The 15,746-nt window shown below is 67.6% G+C and carries 12 protein-coding genes; 7 read left to right on the top strand and 5 right to left on the bottom strand.

The window, feature by feature from the left end; genetic code table 11:
* Window positions 1-18: 18 nt before the first annotated feature.
* Complete coding sequence (locus tag QNJ30_00175) at window positions 19-1,743, bottom strand: acyl-CoA dehydrogenase family protein (GenBank protein MDJ0941851.1); 1,725 nt, start codon at window positions 1,741-1,743, stop codon at window positions 19-21.
* A gap of 441 nt (window positions 1,744-2,184) precedes the next feature.
* Here QNJ30_00175 and QNJ30_00170 point away from each other — a divergent pair, with 441 nt between their 5' ends.
* The 3 genes from QNJ30_00170 to QNJ30_00160 all read left to right on the top strand — a co-directional run bounded on the left by QNJ30_00170 (window position 2,185) and on the right by QNJ30_00160 (window position 5,664).
* Window positions 2,185-3,996 (top strand): Na/Pi symporter, encoded by a 1,812-nt coding sequence (locus QNJ30_00170; protein MDJ0941850.1) that lies wholly within the window; start codon window positions 2,185-2,187, stop codon window positions 3,994-3,996.
* Between the two features lie 84 nt (window positions 3,997-4,080).
* Window positions 4,081-4,917, top strand: a complete 837-nt coding sequence (locus QNJ30_00165; GenBank protein ID MDJ0941849.1) for an alpha/beta hydrolase — start codon at window positions 4,081-4,083, stop codon at window positions 4,915-4,917.
* Window positions 4,918-5,007: 90 nt separating this feature from the next.
* On the top strand, window positions 5,008-5,664 hold the full coding sequence (locus tag QNJ30_00160) for an isochorismatase family cysteine hydrolase (GenBank protein ID MDJ0941848.1): 657 nt from the start codon (window positions 5,008-5,010) through the stop codon (window positions 5,662-5,664).
* A 14-nt stretch (window positions 5,665-5,678) separates the two neighbouring features.
* Here the strand turns inward: QNJ30_00160 and QNJ30_00155 are convergent, their stop codons facing one another.
* Window positions 5,679-6,038, bottom strand: a complete 360-nt coding sequence (locus QNJ30_00155) for a hypothetical protein (protein ID MDJ0941847.1) — start codon at window positions 6,036-6,038, stop codon at window positions 5,679-5,681.
* Window positions 6,039-6,200: 162 nt separating this feature from the next.
* Here QNJ30_00155 and QNJ30_00150 point away from each other — a divergent pair, with 162 nt between their 5' ends.
* The 4 genes from QNJ30_00150 (at window position 6,201) to QNJ30_00135 (ending at window position 13,217) form a co-directional block, all read left to right on the top strand.
* A complete protein-coding gene (locus tag QNJ30_00150) occupies window positions 6,201-7,385 on the top strand; it encodes a mandelate racemase/muconate lactonizing enzyme family protein (protein MDJ0941846.1) in 1,185 nt (394 codons plus the stop codon).
* 206 nt (window positions 7,386-7,591) lie between these two features.
* Entirely contained in the window at window positions 7,592-8,443 is an 852-nt protein-coding gene (locus QNJ30_00145; GenBank protein MDJ0941845.1) for an OmpA family protein, read from the top strand.
* A gap of 205 nt (window positions 8,444-8,648) precedes the next feature.
* Complete coding sequence (locus tag QNJ30_00140) at window positions 8,649-10,061, top strand: efflux RND transporter periplasmic adaptor subunit (protein MDJ0941844.1); 1,413 nt, start codon at window positions 8,649-8,651, stop codon at window positions 10,059-10,061.
* A gap of 18 nt (window positions 10,062-10,079) precedes the next feature.
* The gene (locus tag QNJ30_00135; protein ID MDJ0941843.1) at window positions 10,080-13,217 is read left to right on the top strand and encodes a multidrug efflux RND transporter permease subunit; all 3,138 of its coding nucleotides are present in this window, start codon (window positions 10,080-10,082) and stop codon (window positions 13,215-13,217) included.
* Between the two features lie 194 nt (window positions 13,218-13,411).
* On the opposite strand, the gene QNJ30_00130 is transcribed toward QNJ30_00135, so the two are convergent.
* The 3 genes from QNJ30_00130 to QNJ30_00120 form a co-directional block, all read right to left on the bottom strand.
* A complete protein-coding gene (locus tag QNJ30_00130; protein ID MDJ0941842.1) occupies window positions 13,412-14,257 on the bottom strand; it encodes an MHYT domain-containing protein in 846 nt (281 codons plus the stop codon).
* Window positions 14,258-14,631: 374 nt separating this feature from the next.
* Complete coding sequence (locus QNJ30_00125) at window positions 14,632-15,222, bottom strand: sigma-70 family RNA polymerase sigma factor (GenBank protein ID MDJ0941841.1); 591 nt, start codon at window positions 15,220-15,222, stop codon at window positions 14,632-14,634.
* A 14-nt stretch (window positions 15,223-15,236) separates the two neighbouring features.
* Window positions 15,237-15,674, bottom strand: a complete 438-nt coding sequence (locus tag QNJ30_00120; GenBank protein ID MDJ0941840.1) for an ArsI/CadI family heavy metal resistance metalloenzyme — start codon at window positions 15,672-15,674, stop codon at window positions 15,237-15,239.
* Window positions 15,675-15,746: the final 72 nt, after the last annotated feature.

Here is a 15,746-nt window from a genome sequence, read left to right as displayed (position 1 = left end):
CGGCTTTCACGGGCCGAGCTAAAGCCGGGATGCGAGCTCCGCATTGAGCGCGGCGAGTTCGGGACGATCCGCAGGATCGCTGCGCTCGAGCTCCAAGAGGCGATAGAGCTCGAGCACCGGCAAGAGGTCTTCGCCCTCCCCGTTTTCGAGATCCCATTGCGCCTGGGACAGCAGGGCCACCAGGTCGGTCAGGCGGCACATCCGGTCGACCACGGCGCGGATTCCGGCGGCCGCGGCGCCGGGCTCCGCACCCAGCAGCGTCTCGATCCGCGCCTTCACATCGTCCCGAAGCCCGCGCGCGACGCCGGCCTGCGTGTCGAGCTCGGGCCGCACGACCAAGCCAAGTTCCGCCGTAAGCCCTTCGAGCCAAGGGTGGTGCAGGCCGCGTTCGGCGAAGTCGCGCAGCACCTGGGCACAGAGCGTGTTGTGGGTGCCTTCCCAGCTCTCGATCACGATGGCGTCGCGGTAGAGGCGCGGCAGCACCGAGAAGTCCTCGATGGTGCCGTTGCCGCCGAGGATCTCGATCCCGTCGCGGACGCTGCGAGTCGCGGCCAGCGAGGTCCAGTACTTGTTGATCATCACTCCGATCCGCCGCGCTGCGACCAGGGCCTCGCCCCCTTCCCCGCGCTCGCAGCGATCGGTCATGGCCAGCAGCCGGAAGGTCGTCGCCAGCCCGGCGAGGCTGCGCAGCCGCATGCGCGCCAGGACCTCCTGCACCGGCGCGAAGTCGAAGATGCGCGCGCCGAAGGCGCGGCGGCTGCGCGCGTAGCCCTGGGCCTCCATGAGCGCACGCCGCGAGATCCCGCAGGCCGCCAGGGCGTTGTGCACCCGCGAGGCGTCGAGCACGATGCCCACCAGGTTGCGGAAGCCCTGGTCGGTCGGCCCGATCGCCTCCGCCAGCGCGCCCTCGAACTCGATCTCGCCGGTCGCCATGGACCGGGTGCCCAGCTTGTACTTCAGGCGCCGCAGGGCGAAGCCGTTGACCCGGCGGTCGAGCGTCCGGGGCACCAGGAAGAGGCCCAGCCCCCGGGTCCCGGCCGGCGCGCCCTCGAGGCGGGCGCTGACCACGAAGAGCCCGGCGTCGGCCACCGAGCAGAACCATTTCTCGCCGCTGATCCGGTACCAGCCCGGCCGCCCGGGCTCGGGGACCGCCCGGCAGGCATTGACGCCGACGTCCGAGCCGCCCTGGACCTCGGTGACGAACTGGGCGGCGTGGAGCCGGCGGTCGTAGTCCCGCTCCAGCAGGGCGGGCAAGTAGCGGGCTCGCTGATCCTCCGTCCCCAGGATGCGGAGCAGCTTGATCGCCCCGGCGGTGCAGGCGACCGGACAGGCATGCCCGCCTTCGCCATGCTGGTCGAGCAGGTAGGCGCGGGCCCCGGACAGGACTTCGGATCCTGGCTCGCCGAGGACGGAAAGCACGCCGCTACCCCAGAAGACCCGGCCGGCCGCGTGATAGCTGGGATGGAAGACCACCGCCTCAACCGGGCGGCCGTCGGCGTCGTGGCGACGCAGGACCGGCAGGTTCTCGTCGCGATTGCTCTCGATGACGAGGCGATCGAGCGCCGCACCGCTCGCCTCGGCAAGGCGTTCCAGCTCGGGCACCAGCCCGGCGTAACCTTCGCCGAGATAGCGGCGCAGCAGGCGAAGGAAGACCGGGTCCTGATCCAGGCGGTTGCGCCAGAGCCCCGCGCGCCAAGCTTCGAGATCCGCGCGTGCCACCGCCATCGCACTCTGGTCACTCATCGGCTGGCTCCGCTCGTCAAGCACCTCCGATCCGGGCTGCGGACAAGCGAAAGCCCCGCCAAAGTCGCCTTTGGCGGGGCTGTCAATGGCCCGGCGGACCCATGGCTAACCTCCTTTCCTGGAGTCTTTGCACCCTTTCCTTCAGCGCCCCGACCGAGCGCCTGGGTGACCTCGCTCCCCTGGTAAGAAGGAGCTTGAAAAGCTTACACCCCCGCGCGCAAATCCTGCAAGCGGCTGCGCCCCCTGACTGCATTACGGAGGGGTGAAGTTCGCTGTGCCCCCCAGTCTCTCCAGGGCCGTAAGTCGGGATTCCGCAGTCCGGCAGACCGCAGACCGTCGTTTGTTACAGTCTTGCGACACCGCGGAGCACAGCGATAGGCTTCTGGGTCTGCGCGGGCCGCGTGTCGGGCGCAGGGAGGAACGGTGAGAGGGAGGCTAGGGATGGCGAAGAAGGCTCTGCTGCTCGCGGCGCTTCTGGTCCTGGCCTGGGGGTTGTGGGTCAGCCCGCAGTTCAAGGAGATCGCGGCCGGAGTGGCGATCTTCATCTTCGGCATGATGGCGATGCAGGAAGGCTTCAAGGCCTTCACCGGCGGCGTTCTCGAGAAGGTGCTGCGGGTCTCGACCGACCGGACGTGGAAGAGCCTGTCATTCGGCTTCGTCACCACGACCCTGATGCAATCGAGCTCGCTGGTCTCGGTGATCACGATCTCCTTCCTCAGCGCCGGGCTGATCGGCCTCGCCGCCGGTATCGGCATCATCTTCGGCTCTAACATCGGCACCACGACGGGGGCCTGGCTGGTCGCCGGCATCGGGCTGAACATCAACATCTCGGCCTATGCCATGCCCCTGATCGTGTTCGGCGTGGTGCTCAACTTCCAAAGCGCCAAGGTCCTGAAGGGCGCCGGCTTCATCCTCGCCGGCATCGGCTTCCTCTTTCTCGGCATCCATTTCATGAAGGTCGGCTTCGAGACCTTCCAGGAGAGCCTCGACCTGACGCAGTTCGCCGTGCCCGGCTTCACCGGCGTCCTGATCTACACCGCCGTGGGGATCGCCGCGACGGTGGTGATGCAGTCGAGCCACGCCACCTTGATCCTGGCGATCGCCGCCCTGGCCGCCGGCCAGATCACCTACGAGAACAGCCTGGCGATCGCGATCGGCTCCAACGTCGGCTCGACGGTAACCGCCCTGCTCGGCGCGCTCGGGGCGAACGCGGCCGGCAAGCGGCTGGCCGGCGCCCATCTCATCTTCAACCTGACGACCGGCGTGCTGGCCGTAGTCCTGCTCAGCTACGTCGCCGTGGCCGTCGACGCCATCAGCGGGGCGATCGGAATCGCCGCCGATAACTTCACATTGAAGTTCGCCGTCTTCCACACCTTGTTCAACGTCGCCGGCGTCGCGCTGATGCTGCCCTTGATCCCGCTGCTGGTCCGCCACCTGGAACGGCTGATCCCTGAGCAGGTGCTGGACGTCGCCCAGCCGCGCTACCTGAACGAGGCCGTGCTCGACTTCCCCGATACCGCCCTGAAGTCGGTCTTCGCCGAGGTCGGGCACCTCTTCGACAACGCCGCCGATTTTATTGCCAAGGGCCTCGGCGTGTCCTACGACGAGCTGCACGCCGACCGGGATCTAGGAGAGCTTTTGCGTCAGGACCGACCCAGAGCGGAGATCGATTTCAACGACCTTTACCAACGGCGCATCAAGGGCCTCCACGGCGCCATCGTCGAGTTCTCCAGCAAGGCGGAAGCGCAGATGCTGCCCGAACAGGTCGAGGCGCTGAACGCCGCGAAAATGGTCGCGCGCGACATCGTGCAGGCGGTCAAGGACGTGAAGCACCTGGAGAAGAACGTAGCGCGCTACGCCAGATCCGAGAACGCGGAAATCCGGATCCAGTACGCCACGATCCGCAGGCGGATCGCCGAGGTCCTGCGCGCGGTCAGCCACGTCGTGGAGGACCGCGCGGCGTCGCTGAAGAAGCTCGATGAGCTGTCCCAGGAGATCGATGCCGAAGACATCGTCGAAGACGGCACGCTCGACGGCCTGATCCGCGACAACAAGATCACCCGCGACATGGGCACCTCCCTGATCAACGACAACGGCTACGCCCAGAACATCGCTCGCAGGCTGATCCACGGCGCCCAGACGGTGCTGGGCGAAGGCGTCTACGAGCTTCTGCTTGAAGCGGAGGCCGACCTGGGCGAAGCCGGCGAAGAGGACTTGAGCGGCAGCGAGGCCCGCGCCGCCTCCGCCGCCTAAACCTGCCGGGCGAGTGGGAAATGTCATAGGCGGCGCGGCGCGCAGCGCCTCACCTTCGTCGCCTCGCGCCGAAGGATCGCGGCCATGCCCGCGAAAAGCCCGGTGGAACGAGAGATGACGGCTCGTGTGGCGATTGTCGACAGAGTCGAGGCCGGCCAGGGTCCGCTCGTCGTGCTGGTGCATTCGAGCGTCTCCGGCGCCCGGCAATGGCGCCGGCTGATGGCCGACCTGGAAGATCGCTTCCGCCTCGTCGCCGTGAACCTCTTCGGCTACGGCAGCACGCCGGCCTGGTCCGGCCCGAACAAGCAGACGCTCGAGGACCAGGCTACCCTGGTCGAAGCTGCCCTGCCCGACCGCGACGGCCGCCTCTGCCTGGTCGGGCATTCCTTCGGGGCCTCGGTCGCCATGCGGGCCGCCGCAAAGCTCGGCGACCGCGTGGCGCGGCTCGTCCTCTTGGAGCCCAACCCCTTCTACCTCCTGAAGCGGCATGGGCGGCAGGAGGCCTTCGCCGAGATCGCCACGCTCCGTTCCCGGGTGAAGAAGGCGGGCGCCGCCCGCGAATGGACGGCGGCCGCGGAAAGCTTCGCGGACTACTGGGGCGGCGCCGGCACCTGGACGGCCATGCCCGAGGCCCGCAGGGCCGCTTTCGCCGAGGCGCTCAGGCCGAACCTCCATGAATGGGATGCCGTCATGGGCGAAGCGACCGCTCTCGACGACTGGGCGGAGATGCTGCCGCAAGAGACCCTGGTGGTCTCGGCGCGCCGGACCGTCCGGCCCATCCGCGAGATCGTCGAGCTGCTGCGCGAAGCCTGCCCGGCCTGGCGCTATCGCGAACTCGCCGAGGGCGGGCACATGGCGCCCCTGACGCACCCCGACCTGATCAACCCGATCGTCGCCGCCTTCCTGGACGGCCGCGGATAGAGGGGCAAGCTCGCGCGCACCGGGGCGCTTTCTTGCCGGCAAGAAGGGTGATAGGCCTGTTCGGCAGGGAAAAGCAGGCGGAGCGAGGCGATGGAAAGCCCAGAACTCAGCCGCGAGGTGCCGATCACGCCGGGCGCGACGGCGCTGCTGGTGATCGACGTCCAGACCTACTTCTGCCGGCCCGAGGGCGGACACTTCGCCGGTCGCGGCCCGGACGAGGTCGAGCGGGATTGCGGCTACTTCTTCCGGCAGCTCTCCGAGGTGACCCTGCCGGCGATCCGGCGCCTGCAGGAGGCCTGCCGGGCGCGGGGCATCGAGGTGATCTTCACCGTGATCGAGAGCCTGACCCGGGACGGCCGCGACCGTAGCCTGGACTACAAGATCACCGGCTTCAAAGTGCCGCGGGGCAGCCGCGAGGCCCAGGTCCTGGAGGAGATCGCCCCCGAGGCGGACGAGATCGTCCTGCCCAAGAGCTCCTCCAGCGTCTTCATTTCGACCAACCTCGACTACCTGCTGCGCAACCTCGGCGTCCGGCAGCTGATGATCGCCGGCTGCCTGACAGACCAATGCGTGGAATCGGCGGTCCGCGACGCCTGCGACCTGGGCTACCTGGTGACCCTGGTGACCGACGGCTGCGCGACCATGAGTCCGGAGCGCCACGACAACAGCCTGCGCACGATCAAGGGCTATTGCCGCCAGCGGGACAGCGGGCAGCTGATCGCCGAGATTGCCGCGCAGTCCGCCTGAGATCGGCGACAGCCTCACCCTGCGGAGGGCTTTGGCCGCCCCTTGGCGCGTCGCCCGATTGCCCGCCTGGCCTGCCCCACTGCGTGCAGCAGCGCCAAGGGCACCGTTGGGGCCATGGCCTCGAAGAGATCCTCGCCGTCCTGCAGGGTCGCGTACGGGAAGATCCCCCGGGGGCCGAAACCGATGTGCCAGTGCCATCCGGGCAGGATCCGCCCGATCAGGCCCAGGCAGCTGTCGACCGAGGCCGTATAGTCCGGGACCGGGTTCGGTCGGTCCGCACGCTCCAGCCGGTCGGCTATCTCCCGGTCCAGCTCGCTGTCGGCACCGGTCGCGCCTGCGATCCGCTGCAGGAGGTCGTCGAGCTCCGTCGTCATGGCTGCAGGATCGTGCCCGCCGACGGTCCTGGCAAGCCCGCGGAGGCCGCCCAGCGGCGCCTTTGCGACAGTCACGACGCCGTGACCCTATCCGGCGTCGAGGAAGCTGCCTATGCTGCGCCCGCCCAGGCCGATGCCGGACCAGCGACGGGAGCCAGCACCATGAAGATCACCGAGTTCAAGACCTTCGTCGTCGGCAACCCGCCGCCGCACTTCGGCGGCCGCTACTTCGTCTTCGTCAAGCTGACGACGGACGGCGGGATCGAAGGCATCGGCGAGGTCTACGCGGCGACCTTCGGTCCGCAGACCCTGGCACGCATGATCGAGGACGTTTGCCAACGCCATGTCGTCGGCGCCGATCCCTTCAAGATCGAGAAGCTGTGGCGCGCGGTCTACGGCCGCGGCTACAGCCTCAGGCCGGACCTCTCTCTTGTCGGGGTCCTGAGCGGGATCGAGATGGCCTGCTGGGACATCGTCGGCAAGGCCCTGGACAAGCCGGTCTACGAGTTGCTCGGCGGTCGGGTCCACGAGCGCCTGCGCAGCTACACCTACCTCTATCCGGAAGCGGGCGAGGACGATCGCGTCTACAGCGACCCCGATCTCGCCGCCGAGCGGGCCGCGGTCTGCGTCGCCCGGGGCTTCACCGCAGTCAAGTTCGATCCGGCCGGCCCCTACACGGTCTACGACGGCCGCCAGCCGGATCTGGAGGCCCTGGAGCGCTCGGAGCGCTTCGTCAGGAAGCTGCGCGAGGCGGTCGGCACCAAGGCCGATCTCCTGTTCGGCACCCATGGTCAGTTCACGGCCAGCGGCGCTCTGCGCTTGGCGCGCCGGCTGGAGCCCTACGATCCGCTGTGGTTCGAGGAGCCGACCCCGCCGGAGATGCCGGAGGGGATGGCCAAGGTCGCCCGCGGCACCTCGATCCCCATCGCCACCGGCGAGCGCCTGGCCACCAAGTACGAGTTCGCCCGGGTTCTGAACTGCGGCGCCGCCTCGATCCTGCAGATGAACCTGGGCCGGGTCGGCGGCCTGCTCGAGGCCAAGAAGATCGCCGGGATGGCTGAGACCCACTACGCCCAGATCGCCCCGCACCTCTACTGCGGCCCGGTGGTCGGCGCCGCCAACATCCAGATCAGCGCCTGCAGCCCCAACTTCCTGATCCTGGAAAGCATCCAGACCTGGGGCGGCTTCCACGCCGAGATCCTAAAGACACCAATCCGCTGGGAGGACGGCTACGTCATCCCGTCCGAGGCGCCTGGACTGGGCGTCGAACTGGACGAGGTGGTCGCCGCGAAGCACCCATACAAGGGCGACGCCCTGCATCTGGAGATGTCGGAAACGCCCTTCTAGGACCCGGGCGGCGCCGCTCCGCCGCCTTTCTGCGCCCGTCGTGCTCCCGCGGTTGAGGAGAGTTGAAAAAGTTCAAGTCTCCGACAACCCGGTCGTGGCAAATCTGTAGATTATGCGACATAGTTCTGTTGCATGCTTGGTCTCCAGCGACTGAAGGTCGGGTCCAACGTGCGGAGGCATCTCAGGAATTCGGCGGGAGGAACTTCATGAATCGCAGAACACCCCTTATTTTGCTCTGCGCCTTCGGCTGCGCCATCGGCGTCGCCGCCTGCGGACTGGAGCTGCAAAAAGCCGAGAAGATCGAGCCGGCGACCGACGAGCACGGCGACGCGCTCTACCAGGGCTATCTCGGCCAATCCAGACTCGAGTATTCGGAGGGCGACTATCGGGACTCCGACTACTTCGCGGAGCGCGCCATGATGGCCGGGGCCAACCAGAAGTTCGAGCCCCAGCTGATCGAAGCGCGCGACCTGCCGGCGGACAAGCTGAACGAGATGGCCGCCGCACGCGGCCAGTACATCACGGCGGTCTATCGGGGCTCGGTCCAGAAGCTGCCCGTCACCTCCGCAGAGGCTCAGGTCCGCTTCGACTGCTGGATGCAGGAACAGGAGGAAAACTTCCAGCCGAAGGACATCGCCGCCTGCCGTGACGGCTTCGAGACGGCGATGGTCAAGCTCGAGGCGGCCCTCTCGGATACGGGTCGGGCCGTGAGCGAGGACCGGCTGGTCTTCGACGTGTTCTTCGATTTCGACAGCGACAGCCTGAGCGCCGTCGCCAAGGAGCATCTCGCGGCCATCGCGGCGATCACCCGCACCTACGAGAGGCCGGTCGTCGCCGTCCTTGGCAACGCCGATCAGGTCGGCGCCACGGACTACAACGTCGATCTGTCGGGCCGGCGAGCGAACGTCGTGGCCAAGGAACTGGAGGCCAACGGCGTGAAGCCGGACGCCATCATCCCGAGGGGCGACCAGGCCCCGGCCGTCGCCAACCCGGAGCGCCGGCCGGAGGCGATGAACCGCCGCGCCTTGATCGTGATCCGCGAAGCCACGCCGAACTAGGCAAACGCCGGAAACAGGCGCCATCGGAAGCCAGGCAGCCCGGAGGGCCGGCGCGGAGACCGTCGGCCCTCCGAACGCTTCATTTTGAGCCGGCCCCGCGCGTTTGTCACGAGCGCCCAGGAATCCGTGGAACCGGGTCGCGTCCCGAAGTAGTGTCTCGGAGACGACACTCGAAGAGCTTCACGCCCTGAGATGGGAGGCGCGGATGCCAGGGAGGAATTGCGGGCGAGCGCTGTTGCTGCTGGCTGGGCTTGGCCTGTCCGCGCTCCTGCTCGCCTGCGAGGATCAGAACACCTACGTCGCTCCGCCCGCGCCCGAGGTCACGGTCGCGCGGCCCCTGGTGAAAGACGTCACGGAGTATCTCGAGTTCACCGGCACGACGGTCGCCTACGCCCGGGTCGAGGTCCCGGCCCGGGTCCCGGGCGTGCTGCAGAACCTGCATTTCGAGCCCGGAACGCCGGTCACCGAGGGCGACCTGCTGTTCACCATCGATCCGGTAGAGTACGAGGCCGAGGTCAAGGCCGCCGAGGCCGAGCTGGCGCGGGCCGAGGCGCGTCGGACCGAGACCTCCAAGACCCTGGAGCGGGCCGAGACGCTGATCAAGCGGGGCAACATCTCGCAGGCCAAGGTCGACGAGGCCCGCGCCAACTTCCTCTCGGCGAAGGCCGAAATCCTGGTCCGCCAGGCCAACCTCACCCAGGCCCGGATCAACCTCGGCTATACTCAGGTGCGGGCGCCGATCACCGGCCGCGTCGGGCGGGACCTGGTCGATGTCGGAAACCTGGTCGGCCAGGGCGAAGCGACCATCCTGACGGACATCACTACCTTCGACCCGATGTACGTCTACTTCGAGGTAAACGAACGCGACCTCTTGCGCTACATGAACAAGAGCCGCGCCGAAGCGCGGGGCCAAAGCCAAGCGGCCGAAGCTGTCGACGAAGGTCGGGCCGGCAAGCGACAGCCCGTACCGCTTGAAATCGGTTTGGCGAACGAGGACGGCTATCCGCACCCTGCGCTCACCGATTTCGCCGAGTCCCAGGTCGATCCAGACACCGGAACGATCCGCGTGCGCGGCATCGTCCAGAATCCGGGAGAGCAACCGGTTTTCGTGCCAGGTCTCTTCGTCCGAGTTCGTCTCCCTTTCGAAACGCGTCCGGATATGCCGCTGGTCACGGAGCGGGCCGTCGGCTTCGACCAGAGCGGACAGTACGTCCTGCTGGTGAACTCGGAGAACATTGTCGAGAAGCGCAACGTCACCCTGGGGCCGATCGTCGACGGCTTGCGCGTCATCACCGATGGCATCGAAGCCAGCGACATGGTCGTGGTCAAGGGGCTTCAACGGGCGCGTGAAGGCGCGGCGGTCAAGGCTAGGGAGATCGACATGGCGACCCTCAAGGCCTCGGCGATCAAAGAGCGGCTGGGTGCCGAGAGCGACGCGAAACCGGATGACAGGGAATCGCAGCGTGCGAAGTCGGATGACGTCAGTGCCGGTCTCGAAAGCACCGACCAGGGAACCCAAGCGGAAGCCGAACCCGCCGGCCGGAGGGAAGAGAATGGAGCCGCCGCCGCCGCCAAGACGAGTTCGGACGCGGCCGCCACGGAACCGGCCAAGGAATGATCTGACGGGCGTCGGGGCATGTTCTCCAGGTTTTTCATCGAGCGGCCGATCTTCGCGAGCGTGATCTCGACCGTCATCGTGATCGCCGGCTGGGTGACCCTGGGCACCCTGCCGATCTCGCAGTATCCGGACATCACGCCGCCCACGGTCGAGGTCAGGGCCGTCTACCCCGGCGCCAGCGCCAGCGTCATCGCCGAGACGGTCGCCGCGCCGATCGAGCAAGAGGTGAACGGCGTCGAAGGCATGATCTACATGTCCTCGACCAGCGCCAGCGACGGCACCTATACCCTGACCGTGACCTTCGAGGTCGGCAGCGACCTCGACCTGGCGCAGATCCTCACCCAGAACCGCGTCACGCTGGCGGAGCCCAAGCTCCCGGAGGAGGTCAAGCGCGAGGGAATCAACACCAAGAAGAAGTCGACCAACATCGTCCAGTTCATCTCGCTGGTGTCGCCCGATGGCCGCTACGACGACCTCTTTCTCAGCAACTATGCAACGCTTCAGCTGCGCGACACCTTGAGCCGGATCGACGGCGTGGGCGAGGTCACGGTCTTCCCGGCGAGTGACTACAGCATGCGGATCTGGCTCGATCCGCAGCAGCTCAGATCAAGGGGCATCACCACCAAGGACGTGTTCGACGCAGTCCGCGAGCAGAATGTCCAGGTCGCCGCGGGCCAGATCGGTCAGCCGCCGGCCCCGGAATCACAGAACTTTCAGCTGTCGATCAACGTCCTGGGCCGCCTGAGCGAGATCGGGCAGTTCGAAGAGATCATCGTCAAGTCCTCGGAGGACGGCCGCATCGTCCGCCTGAAAGACGTTGCCAGGGTCGAGCTCGGCGGCAAGGACTACAACCTGACCTCCCGCCTGAACGGTGCACCCTCGGCCAGCGTCGTCATCTATCAGCTGCCCGGCGCCAACGCGCTCGATATGGCGGTCGCCGTTCGCGAAACGATGAAGGAGCTCTCCGACCGCTTCCCCGAGGGGATGGAATACCGGATTCCCTACGACACCACGCTCTTCGTCGAGGCTTCGATCGACGAGGTCTATTCGACGCTGTTCCAGGCGGCCGGGCTGGTGTTCCTGGTCCTGTTCATTTTCCTCCAGGACTGGCGCGCGACCCTGATCCCGGCCGTCTCGATCCCGGTCTCACTGATCGGCACCTTCGCCGTCATGGGGGCCATGGGATTCTCCCTCAACATGCTGACGCTCTTCGGCCTGGTCCTGGCCATCGGCGTGGTCGTCGACGACGCCATCGTCATCGTCGAGGCGACCTACGTTCAGATGGCCAAGGGGATGAATTCCCGCGAGGCCGCGATCAAGGCCATGTCCAAGGTCTCCGGCGCGGTCGTCGCGACGACCCTGGTGCTCCTGGCGGTCTTCGTGCCGGCCGCCTTCCTGCCCGGAATCACCGGCGAGATGTACCGGCAGTTCGCGCTGACCATCGCCGTGGCGACGGTGTTCAGCACGATCAACGCCCTGACCATGAGCCCAGCACTTGCCGCGCTTCTGCTGCGCCCGCAGAAGGAGAAGAAGAACATCTTCTTCCGCTGGTTCGATGCGGGATTCGAAAAGGCCGGCGCCGGATACGGCGCGCTCACCCGGGCCCTGCTCCGTCGATCGGCGCTGGTGATGCTGCTGTTCCTCGCGCTCCTCGGCCTGACCGGCTGGCAGTTCGGCCGCTTGCCGACCGGCTTCCTGCCCGAAGAGGACCAGGGCTATGTCATCGCCAGCATCCAGCTGCCCGACGGCGCCTCCTTGGGACGGACCCAGCAGGTTCTCAATCAGGTCGACGCGATGCTCGAGAAGACGCCCGGGGTGCAGGATTGGGTCTCGCTCGGCGGCTTTTCGGTGATCGACGGCACCAATGCCGCCAACGCCGCGACGGTCTGGATCATCATGGAGTCCTGGGACGAGCGCAGCGACCCCTCGCTCAGCCAGCGGGCGATCTTGGCAAATCTGCAAGCCCAGCTCGCCGGCATCCAAGAAGCGATCGCCTTCGCCTTCCCGCCGCCGGCCATCAGCGGCCTCGGAGTCGCCGGCGGCTTCCAGTTCCAGCTCCAGGACCGCGGCGGCGCGGGCCTGGTCGAACTGGGAAAAGCGGCGCGGGAACTCCTCGCGCGTGGCGAGGGGCAGACGGGCCTCGCTAACCTCAACACCACCTTCCGCGCCGACGTGCCGCAACTCTTCGCCGAAGTCGACCGGACCAAGGCGAAAACGCTGGGGATCTCCCTGAACGAGGTCTTCGGCACCCTCCAGGCCTACCTGGGCTCGGCCTATGTCAACGACTTCAACAGGTTCGGCCGCACCTGGCAGGTCAAGATCCAGGCCGATCATCCCTTCCGCTTGAGACCCGAGGACATCCGGCAGCTCGAGGTGCGCAATCGGGCCGGGCAGATGGTGCCCGTCGGGACCCTCGTCTCCGTCGACTACGTGACCGGCCCGCAGACGATCCTGCGCTACAACCTCTACCCCGCCGCCTCGATCACCGGACAGGCGGCGCCCGGCTTCAGCTCCGGACAGGCCCTGGATCTGATGGAGGACATGGCCCGCGAGGAGCTGCCGTCCTCGATGGGCTTCGAGTGGACCGGCGTGTCCTTCCAGGAGCGCCAAGTCGGCAATGAAGCCATCGCCATTTTCGCCCTGGCGATCCTCCTCGTCTTCCTCGTGCTGGCCGCCCAATATGAGAGCGTGACCAGCCCCGCGGCGGTGATCCTGGTCGTGCCCCTGGCGGTGCTCGGCACGGTCGCGGCGCTGATCGCCCGCGAGTTCGACAACAACGTCTACACCCAGGTCGGCATCGTCCTGCTGATCGGCCTGGCCAGCAAGAACGCGATCCTGATCGTGGAGTTCGCCAAGGCCGAGCGCGAGGCCGGCAAGGGCATCCTGGAGGCGGCGGCCGAGGCCGCCCGGCTGCGGTTCCGGCCGATCCTGATGACCGCGATCTCCTCCATCGCCGGCTTCATGCCGCTGGTGGTCGCCGCCGGCGCCGGTGCGGCCAGCCGCCAGGCCGTCGGCACCGCGGTCGTCGGCGGCATGGCGGCGGCGACCATCATGTCCCTGCTGTTCACGCCGGTCTTCTACCTGGTGATGCAGCGCCTGAGCGAGTTCCGGCGACCGAAGCCCGCGGAGGGCGAAGCGCCCTCGCCCGCCGAATAGCCATGATGGGCCCTTCGCGGGATCTTCGCTCCGCAGGATCGGGACGACGCGACGGGTGAGCGGCCCTCACAGGCGCCGGTGACGGCGGGGCTCGCGCGGGTCCGCCCGGCCTCAAGCCAGCGGCAACGCGACGGGCGGCGACCCTTAGGCCGCCGCCCGAAGAACTTGGGTCCAAAGGTCGTCGCGGACGGGGGTCAGCTCCCTTGCACCGCCGGAATCGGATGCCCCTGCCGCTGGGCCTCCTTGTTGGCGGCGAAGAGCGCCATGCCCAGGATCAGCACCGCGACGCCGGTGATCGCCACGCCGACCAGCGTGCCGTCGAGCGCGATGCCATCCAGCGGCGCCTTGGCCGGCTCGCCGGAAACCGCCAGGAAATGGGTCGCCGCCATGCCCGCGTAGTGCATCAAGGTGATCGCCAGGCCCATGATCATGGCCGCCACACCGCGGTTGTTGCTGCGTTCCTGGCGCCGGGCCTCCAGGGTGTAGGACATCTGCCAGAGCGCATAGCTGGCCAGGATCACGGCGGCCAGGATCGAAACCGCGAACCAGAGGGGATCGTAGCGGATGATCGCGTACATCCGCATTGCCGCCATGCCGGTGTAGTGCATCAGGCCGATGCCGGCGCCGAGGATCGTACCGGCAACCAGCAGGAGGCCGATGTTCTTGGAGCGCTTGCTGACGAAGTAGAAGGCAAAGCCGCTGGCCAGCATGGCGAAAACGGCCGAGAAAATCGTCAGGAAAGGATCGTAGTGGATGTCGCCATTGGCGTTGCCGCACAACCAGGCCGGCATCCTCAAGGCCATCATGCCGGAGAAGTGCATGGACCAGATCCCGGCCCCCATGGCCGCCCCGCCGGTCATCAGCCAGCGCATACGGACGCCGGCCGAGGGAGCGGCGACGACGCGCTCGACCACGTAGAAGGACACGAAGGCGGCGAAGGCCGCGATCGCATAGGACACCAGCACCAACCACAAGGTGTAGTTCTGCTCCACGTCGTAGAACTGGGCATGCTGTTCCGTGAGGAAGAACTCCGAGAACATCTCACCGATCCCCCGTTTTGCTGTCACCAATCGGGGCCGGGCCCTGCTACAGGCCCGGCTCCGCCGACGCTCCTTGGTCCCGGTCCGAAGGCTCTCGAATCCCGCCGCTTCGGGCGGGCCACGGCCCGCCGGGAGCACCGGCAGGCAGGGGCCCTCCGGGTTCCGGAGGCCAGCGCGAAGACGGTGCGCCCGGTTCCTTAAGCAACAGTAAAGGCCTAGGTTTTTCCTGGAAGCCCCAGAAATACTTGGCAGATTGGGAAATCTTGGCCGGGCTTATACTTAATTATTTTTACGCCGATCAAGTTTTGGTGATCGAAGACCGGCCGCCGAGGCAACCGATTGCCTGTCTCGCAACTGCGCGGGGCGCGAGAATTTCAGCAAGGACGGCAACCCGTCAGTCCGACGTCCGCGCGCCGCCGCCGGTAGTCCAGGACGCCGCCGCGCCGATCCGTCCGGATCTCGCAGCAGCGCAGCAGCGCCTGTTTCAGCTTGGCGCGGCCGCGCTGAACCCGGGACTTCATGCCCGAAGGCGAGAGGCCGAGGCGCAGCGCGGCCTCGGCCCGGGTCAGGCCCTCGATCTCGGTCAGCAGCAGGGCCTCCCGGTAGCGGGCCGGCAGGGCCTCGACGAGCGGCCGCAGGCAGTGGCCGATCTCCTCGGTGGCGCCCTCGTCGGCCGCCTCCGCCGCGGCTTCCGTCACGAACTCGATCCGGGCACGCGACAAGGCACGCTTCTCGACGTCGCGCCGGCGGTGATGGTCCGTCACGGCATTGGCCGCAAGGCGGAGCATCCAGGCCACCGGATCGCGCGCCGCCTCGAGGGCCTCGCGGTGCCGGACCAGGCGGAGCAGGATGTCGCCGACCAGGTCGTCGACCGCGGCCGGATCGACCCGCCGGCGCAGATAGGCGCGCAGACGGGCCTGGAAGGCCACCCAGGAGACCTGATCCGCACTGCTCTGCTCCGCCATGCCTCACCTGCCCTTCAGGTCGCGGCCACCGGCCGCGCCGCGCTGTCCCCGGTGCAGCAGCCCGGCGCCGGAGTCTCCTGGGCCTCGGCGGGCGCATCGTCGGTGATCCGATACCACTCCCAGCGCAGGCCCTGGGGTTCCTGGGACCAGAGCTTGTCCTGGGTCGCGTGGCAGCAGGTCTCCTCCAGCTGAACGTCGTCGAGCAAGCCGACAGTCTCGAGACGCCGTTGGGTCTCGGCCAGGGTGCCCTGGCCGAGGACCTCGACGCCCAGATGGTGCAGGCGCTCGGCGGCCTCGGGGTTCTCGAAGAGTACGAGCTTCAGCGGCGGCATCGCGATCGCGAAATTGGCATAGCCCGGCCGCCGCTTGTGCGGCTTCACGCCGAAGAGTCGGCCATAGTAGGCCACGGCCTCGTCGATATCGCGCACGTTGAGGGCCAGTTGAAGGCGCATCGTCTTTCTCCTTGCCGGTGGGCTTCGTCCGGTTAGACGCAGCCGGGCCGGAAAGGACGCAACTTTTTCGGC

Source organism: Kiloniellales bacterium, from assembly GCA_030066685.1.
Taxonomy (GTDB): Bacteria; Pseudomonadota; Alphaproteobacteria; order Kiloniellales; family JAKSBE01; genus JAKSBE01.
This window is presented reverse-complemented; position numbering and strand designations above follow the sequence as displayed.

What these genes read in the sequence shown, in the direction of transcription:
- QNJ30_00175 (MDJ0941851.1), bottom strand. Translation starts at nt 1,743, where the DNA reads ATGAGTGACCAGAGTGCGATGGCGGTGGCACGCGCGGATCTCGAAGCT.
- QNJ30_00170 (MDJ0941850.1), top strand. Translation starts at nt 2,185, where the DNA reads ATGGCGAAGAAGGCTCTGCTGCTCGCGGCGCTTCTGGTCCTGGCCTGG.
- QNJ30_00165 (MDJ0941849.1), top strand. Translation starts at nt 4,081, where the DNA reads ATGCCCGCGAAAAGCCCGGTGGAACGAGAGATGACGGCTCGTGTGGCG.
- QNJ30_00160 (MDJ0941848.1), top strand. Translation starts at nt 5,008, where the DNA reads ATGGAAAGCCCAGAACTCAGCCGCGAGGTGCCGATCACGCCGGGCGCG.
- QNJ30_00155 (MDJ0941847.1), bottom strand. Translation starts at nt 6,038, where the DNA reads ATGACGACGGAGCTCGACGACCTCCTGCAGCGGATCGCAGGCGCGACC.
- QNJ30_00150 (MDJ0941846.1), top strand. Translation starts at nt 6,201, where the DNA reads ATGAAGATCACCGAGTTCAAGACCTTCGTCGTCGGCAACCCGCCGCCG.
- QNJ30_00145 (MDJ0941845.1), top strand. Translation starts at nt 7,592, where the DNA reads ATGAATCGCAGAACACCCCTTATTTTGCTCTGCGCCTTCGGCTGCGCC.
- QNJ30_00140 (MDJ0941844.1), top strand. Translation starts at nt 8,649, where the DNA reads ATGCCAGGGAGGAATTGCGGGCGAGCGCTGTTGCTGCTGGCTGGGCTT.
- QNJ30_00135 (MDJ0941843.1), top strand. Translation starts at nt 10,080, where the DNA reads ATGTTCTCCAGGTTTTTCATCGAGCGGCCGATCTTCGCGAGCGTGATC.
- QNJ30_00130 (MDJ0941842.1), bottom strand. Translation starts at nt 14,257, where the DNA reads ATGTTCTCGGAGTTCTTCCTCACGGAACAGCATGCCCAGTTCTACGAC.
- QNJ30_00125 (MDJ0941841.1), bottom strand. Translation starts at nt 15,222, where the DNA reads ATGGCGGAGCAGAGCAGTGCGGATCAGGTCTCCTGGGTGGCCTTCCAG.
- QNJ30_00120 (MDJ0941840.1), bottom strand. Translation starts at nt 15,674, where the DNA reads ATGCGCCTTCAACTGGCCCTCAACGTGCGCGATATCGACGAGGCCGTG.